This window comes from Brevundimonas sp., assembly GCF_036402095.1.
In the GTDB taxonomy this organism is placed as follows: domain Bacteria; phylum Pseudomonadota; class Alphaproteobacteria; order Caulobacterales; family Caulobacteraceae; genus Brevundimonas.
In genome coordinates this window covers 1-4,990 of record NZ_DASWTO010000167.1, presented here as the reverse complement: position 1 = coordinate 4,990, position 4,990 = coordinate 1, and the positions used below count along the sequence as shown (strand labels likewise).

Here is a 4,990-nt window from a genome sequence, read left to right as displayed (position 1 = left end):
GCGACGGCGGCGTGGCGCACCACGACCCGGCGCAGCCCGGTCGGATTTGCCCAGCTGAGGCCCGCCTGGCGCGCCAGCGCCTGTAGCGATCCGGCCTCGAACACCACCGAGGGCCCCGACCGGTCGCCGATCACGATCCCGGCGGCCGATCCCGCGCCGTCGAACACGTCGCCGAAGGTGACCTGGCCGTCCACGTCGACGGGGTTGGCCTTGAGCGTCACCGGGCCGGCGAGGGCGGGCCCGGCCACGAGCAGGGCCGCGGCGGCGAGGATCAGGGTTCTCATGACTTCACCTGCCCGGCGACCGACAGCATCTGGTCGGCGGTGGTGATGACCTTGGAGTTCATCTCATAGGCCCGCTGGGCGATGATCAGGGCGCTGATCTCGGCCACGGCGTCGACGTTGGACGCCTCGGTATAGCCCTGCAGCAGATCGCCGAAGCCGACCTCGCCGGGCGTGCCGACGTTGGCCGGGCCGGAGGCCGCGGTCTCCAGCAGCAGGTTGTCGCCAATGGCTTCCAGCCCCGCCTCGTTGAAGAAGGTGGCCAGTTCGATCTGCCCGACGACCTGGGGCTCGGTTTCACCCTGGGTGATGACCTGGACCTGGCCCGACTTGGAAATCGAGACGTCGATGGCGTCCTGGGGGATCGAGATGTTCGGCTGCACCGCATAGCCGTCGTCGGTGACCAGCTGACCCTCGCCGTTCAGGGAGAAGTTGCCGGCGCGGGTGAAGGCGGTCTCGCCCGACGGCATCAGGATCTGGAAATAGCCGCGCCCGTCGACCGCGACGTCGTAGCGATTGCCGGTCTGCGACGGGCTGCCCTGTTCGGTGACCCGGTAGACCGAGCCGGCCTTGACGCCCGCGCCGATCTGGATGCCGGTCGGCACCACCGTGCCCTGGCTGGACGACTGCGCGCCCATCCGCTCGACGTTCTGGTACAGCAGGTCCTGGAACTCGGCCCGCTGCCGCTTGAAGCCGACCGTGTTCATGTTGGCGATGTTGTTGGAGATGACCTCCACGTTCAGCTGCTGGGCGGCCATGCCCGAGGCGGCGGTTCTGAGCGCTCTCATGTCCCGTTCTCCTTACGCGGCCCGCCCGAGGCGCTCGACGGCGCGGCGGGACAGGTCGTTGGTGTTCTCGATCATCCGCGTCACGCTCTCGTAGGCGCGCTGGATCTCGATCAGATTGGTGATCTCGAGGATCGGATTGACGTTGGAGCCCTCCAGCATCGCCTGGCGCACCTGCACGTCGTTGGCCGCGACCGGGGCGGCGTTGGAGGCGTTGCGGTAAAGGCCGTCGCCGCCCTTCTCGAGCACCGCGAGGGTCTCGAACCGGACCACGCTGAGGCGTCCCACCGGCTGGCCGTTCTGGCTGATCGTGCCGTCGGCGGCCACGGCGGGCTGGCCGAGCAGGGGGTCGAGGATGATGTCGCCGCCGTCGCCCTGGACCGCCGCGCCGCCCTGGGTGGTCAGCCGGCCCTCCGGGTCGAGGGTGAAGGCTCCGTCGCGGGTGTAGGCGTCGCCGTTCCCGTCCTTCAGGGCGAAGAAGGCGCCTTCGCCCTCGATGGCGAAGTCGAGGGTGCGGCCGGTCTGCTCCAGCGCGCCCTGGCCGTAGTCGCGGCCGACGCCGTCATCCATGACGAAACTGACGCCGGGGCGGACGAAGGCGTTGCGGGCCCGCTCGCCGACCTCCTCGCCGAGCAGCAGCTGTTCGACCTTGAAGCCGGTCGTGTCCGCATTGGCGATGTTGTTGGCCACGATGTCGAGCTCGCGGCGCAGCGTCATCTGGCGTGACAGTCCGACATAGGCGGCGTTTTCCACGGGCGGCTCCTTTCGCCCCGGTCCTTCGCAACGGTCGTGCCAGCAGGGCTAATTCAGGCGGGGCGGGGGTTTCAGCCGCAAAGCTCCTGTCGGAACCCGGCAGGATTTGCCGGTTCTTAGCGCCTCGTTAACCAAAAACGTCTCGAATGGATCGAGAGATTCTCGGGGCGCGTGGCATGTTCAAGTTCGGCAAGAAGAAGGGTGCGGCGGCGAGCGATGACGCCAACCTTCCGGCGGTCACCGACGGGGAAACCGTCGACGGCGAGCCGGCCGCGCCGAAGAAGAAGAAGCTGCCGCTGCTGTTCATCGTCATTCCCGCCGCCCTGCTGGTCGTGGGCGGGGGCGGGGGCGCGGCCTTCTTCCTGATGCAGCCCAAGGCCGAGGCGGCCGACGGCGGTCATGCGCCGGAGAAGAAGGGCGGCCACGGCAAGGCGGAGAAGAAGGGCGGGGGCCACGGCGCCGCCTCCGGCGAGGCCGACCCGGCCCTGGGCGTGATCGCCGAGGGGCCCGACGGCGTCACCTTCTACACCCTGCCGGACATGGTGGTGAACATCCAGGCGGCCGACGGGCGGCCCACCTTCCTCAAGCTCAAGCTGACGCTGGAGATGCACGACGCCGCCCTGGCCGAGCACCTGCAGGCCGAGATGCCGCGGATGCAGGACATGTTCCAGAGCTTCCTGCGCGAGTTGCGGCCCGAGGACCTCGCCGGCTCGGCCGGCAGCTTCCAGCTGCGCGCCGAGATCCTCCGCCGGGTCAACCTGATCGCCGCGCCCGGCAAGGTCGACGCCGTGCTGATCGAAGAAATGCTGGTGAACTAGCATGACCGACGCGGCCTTCGCCGACAGTCCGGATCCGCTGGCCGAAATGGACCCGCTCGCCGACGCCGAGGCGGCCGTCCTGTCCGAGCGCGTGCTGAACCAGGACGAGATCGACAGCCTGCTGGGCTTCGATCTCGGCGACGACGACGGTTCTGAGCGCTCCGGCATCCGCGCCATCATCAATTCGGCCCTCGTCTCGTACGAGCGCCTGCCGATGCTCGAGATCGTCTTCGACCGCCTCGTGCGGCTGATGACCACCTCGCTGCGCAACTTCACCTCGGACAACGTCGAGGTCAGCCTCGACAATATCTCGTCGATCCGCTTCGGCGACTATCTGAACTCCATCCCCCTGCCGGCCATCCTCGCCGTGTTCCGGGCCGAGGAGCTGGACAACTACGGCCTGCTGACGGTCGACTCCAACCTGATCTACTCCATCGTCGACGTGCTGCTGGGCGGACGTCGGGGCACGGCCGCCCTGCGCATCGAGGGCCGGCCCTACACCACCATCGAGCGGGTGCTGGTGCAGCGCATGGTCGAGGTCGTGCTGGCCGACGCCCGCGCCGCCTTCGAGCCGCTGACCCCGGTCCACTTCAACCTCGACCGCCTCGAGACCAATCCGCGCTTCGCCGCCATCGCGCGTCCCGCCAATGCGGCGATCCTGGTCAAGCTGCGCATCGACATGGAGGATCGCGGCGGGCGCATCGAACTGCTGCTGCCCTACGCCACCCTGGAGCCCATCCGGAAGATGCTGCTGCAGCAGTTCATGGGCGAGACATTCGGCCGCGACAACATCTGGGAAGGCCACCTGGCCACCGAGCTCTGGACCACCGGCACCGAGGTCCGCGCCGTGCTCGACGAGCAGCAGCTGCCCCTGTCGCAGGTGCTCAACTTCAAGGTCGGCGACACCCTGATGCTCAACGCCACCCCGGACTCGGACATCTCGATCCGCGCCGGCTCGATCCCGCTGACCACCGGCCGCATGGGCCGCAAGGGCCAGCATATCGCCGTGCGGGTCGAGGCGCCGATCGACGTCGAGACCGCCTCCAGCCTCGCGAAGGGAAGACGCTGATGACCGGTATGATCCTGGACGGCGTGCTGATGCTGCTGCTGGTCGCCGCCCTCGGCTACGGCGTGCGGCTGGAGCGCAAGCTGACCGCCCTGCGCGAGGGCCAGCAGGCCTTCGCCTCGGCCGTCACCGACCTCAACGCCGCGGCCGGCCGGGCCGAGGCCGCCCTGGCCTCGCTGCGCGCCTCGGGGCAGGAGACGGACCTGTTGCACGACCGCATCGTCAAGGCGCGCGAGGTCAAGGCCCAGCTGGAGACGCTGATCACCCGCGGCTCCGTCGCCGCCCCCGTTCCCGCCGCGGAGCCGGTCCGGGAGGCGCCGCCCGTCCGCGCCGCCGCCCCGGCCCCCGCCCCGGCGGTTCCGCAGGACGACGAACGCGCCGCCCGCATGGCCGCCCTCGCCGAGCGCATCCAGGGCCTCGCCGCCCCCTCGAAGGCGCGGGCGCCCGGCGGCGGCAATGTCGCCGCCATCCTCGGGGCCATGACCGCTAACCAATCCGCGAAGCAAAGCCTCAACCGCGCCCGCCGCAGTCTCGACGAAGACCTGTTCGCCGCCTGATCCGGGCCGCCCCCATCCCTCCGAGTAGCCGATCATGAGCAAGATCCCCCGCCTGCTGCCTCTGATCGCCGTCGCCATCGGCGGGGTGGTCGCCGTCCGCGCCGTGGGCGTCGCCCCGGGCCTGTTCGAGGGCGCCCGCGCCTGGGCCGAGGAGGCCGTGCCCGCGGCCGCCGCCCCGGCCGCCCCCGCCGCCGCCATCTGCGCCCTGACGCCGGAACAGCTCGCCCAGCAGGCGGGCATCTCGCCGGCCGAGCTGCGCATCATCCAGTCGCTGTCCGCCCGCCGCACCGAGCTGGACGCCCGCGACGCCGACCTCGCCTCGATGCTGCCGCTGATGACCGCCGCCGAGCAGAAACTGGACGCCAAGGTCGCCGCCCTGGCCGCCGTCAAGGCCGAGGTCCAGGCCCTGCTGGGCCAGGTCGGCGAGCGCGAGAAGGCCGAGGTCGACCGTCTGGTCGCCGTCTATTCCGCCATGCGCCCGCGCGAGGCGGCCCGGGTCTTCGCCACCCTCGACGACGACGTGCGCCTGCCGGTCGCCGCCGCCATGCGCCCGCGCTCCCTGGCCGCCGTCATGGCCCAGATGGAGCCCGCGGCCGCCCGTGAGCTGACCGAGAAGCTGGCCGGCCGCTTTGCGGCCCAGCGCCAGCTCGCCGCCCGCGCCGCGGCCGCCGCCGAAGGTCCCGCCGTGGCCGCGCCGGCGCCGGTCCAGACCGCCGAAGCGGCCGCCCCG

General features: G+C 70.8%; 6 protein-coding genes and 1 pseudogene. 4 read left to right on the top strand and 3 right to left on the bottom strand.

What is annotated here, in order from left to right:
* From VGD32_RS11490 to flgF, 3 genes and pseudogenes are all read right to left on the bottom strand, one after another.
* Positions 1-284, bottom strand: a pseudogene (locus VGD32_RS11490) (flagella basal body P-ring formation protein FlgA); the annotation flags it as partial.
* Positions 281-1,069 (bottom strand): flagellar basal-body rod protein FlgG, encoded by a 789-nt coding sequence (flgG, locus tag VGD32_RS11485; RefSeq protein WP_331032020.1) that lies wholly within the window; start codon positions 1,067-1,069, stop codon positions 281-283. The pseudogene VGD32_RS11490 and the gene flgG, both read right to left, overlap by 4 nt.
* A gap of 12 nt (positions 1,070-1,081) precedes the next feature.
* On the bottom strand, positions 1,082-1,819 hold the full coding sequence (gene flgF / locus VGD32_RS11480; RefSeq protein ID WP_331032019.1) for a flagellar basal-body rod protein FlgF: 738 nt from the start codon (positions 1,817-1,819) through the stop codon (positions 1,082-1,084).
* 176 nt (positions 1,820-1,995) lie between these two features.
* On the opposite strand from flgF, the gene VGD32_RS11475 reads away from it, so the two are divergent.
* The 4 genes from VGD32_RS11475 to VGD32_RS11460 form a co-directional block, all read left to right on the top strand.
* Positions 1,996-2,637, top strand: a complete 642-nt coding sequence (locus tag VGD32_RS11475) for a flagellar basal body-associated FliL family protein (protein ID WP_331032018.1) — start codon at positions 1,996-1,998, stop codon at positions 2,635-2,637.
* 46 nt (positions 2,638-2,683) lie between these two features.
* Positions 2,684-3,706 carry a flagellar motor switch protein FliM gene (gene fliM / locus VGD32_RS11470; protein WP_331032021.1) on the top strand — a complete coding sequence of 341 codons (1,023 nt, stop codon included), beginning with the start codon at positions 2,684-2,686 and terminating at the stop codon, positions 3,704-3,706.
* Entirely contained in the window at positions 3,706-4,260 is a 555-nt protein-coding gene (locus VGD32_RS11465; protein WP_331032017.1) for a DUF6468 domain-containing protein, read from the top strand. Before fliM ends, VGD32_RS11465 begins: the two co-directional genes overlap by 1 nt.
* Positions 4,261-4,294: 34 nt before the next feature.
* Positions 4,295-4,990: MotE family protein (locus VGD32_RS11460; RefSeq protein WP_331032016.1), on the top strand; the 696-nt coding region annotated here is incomplete at its 3' end.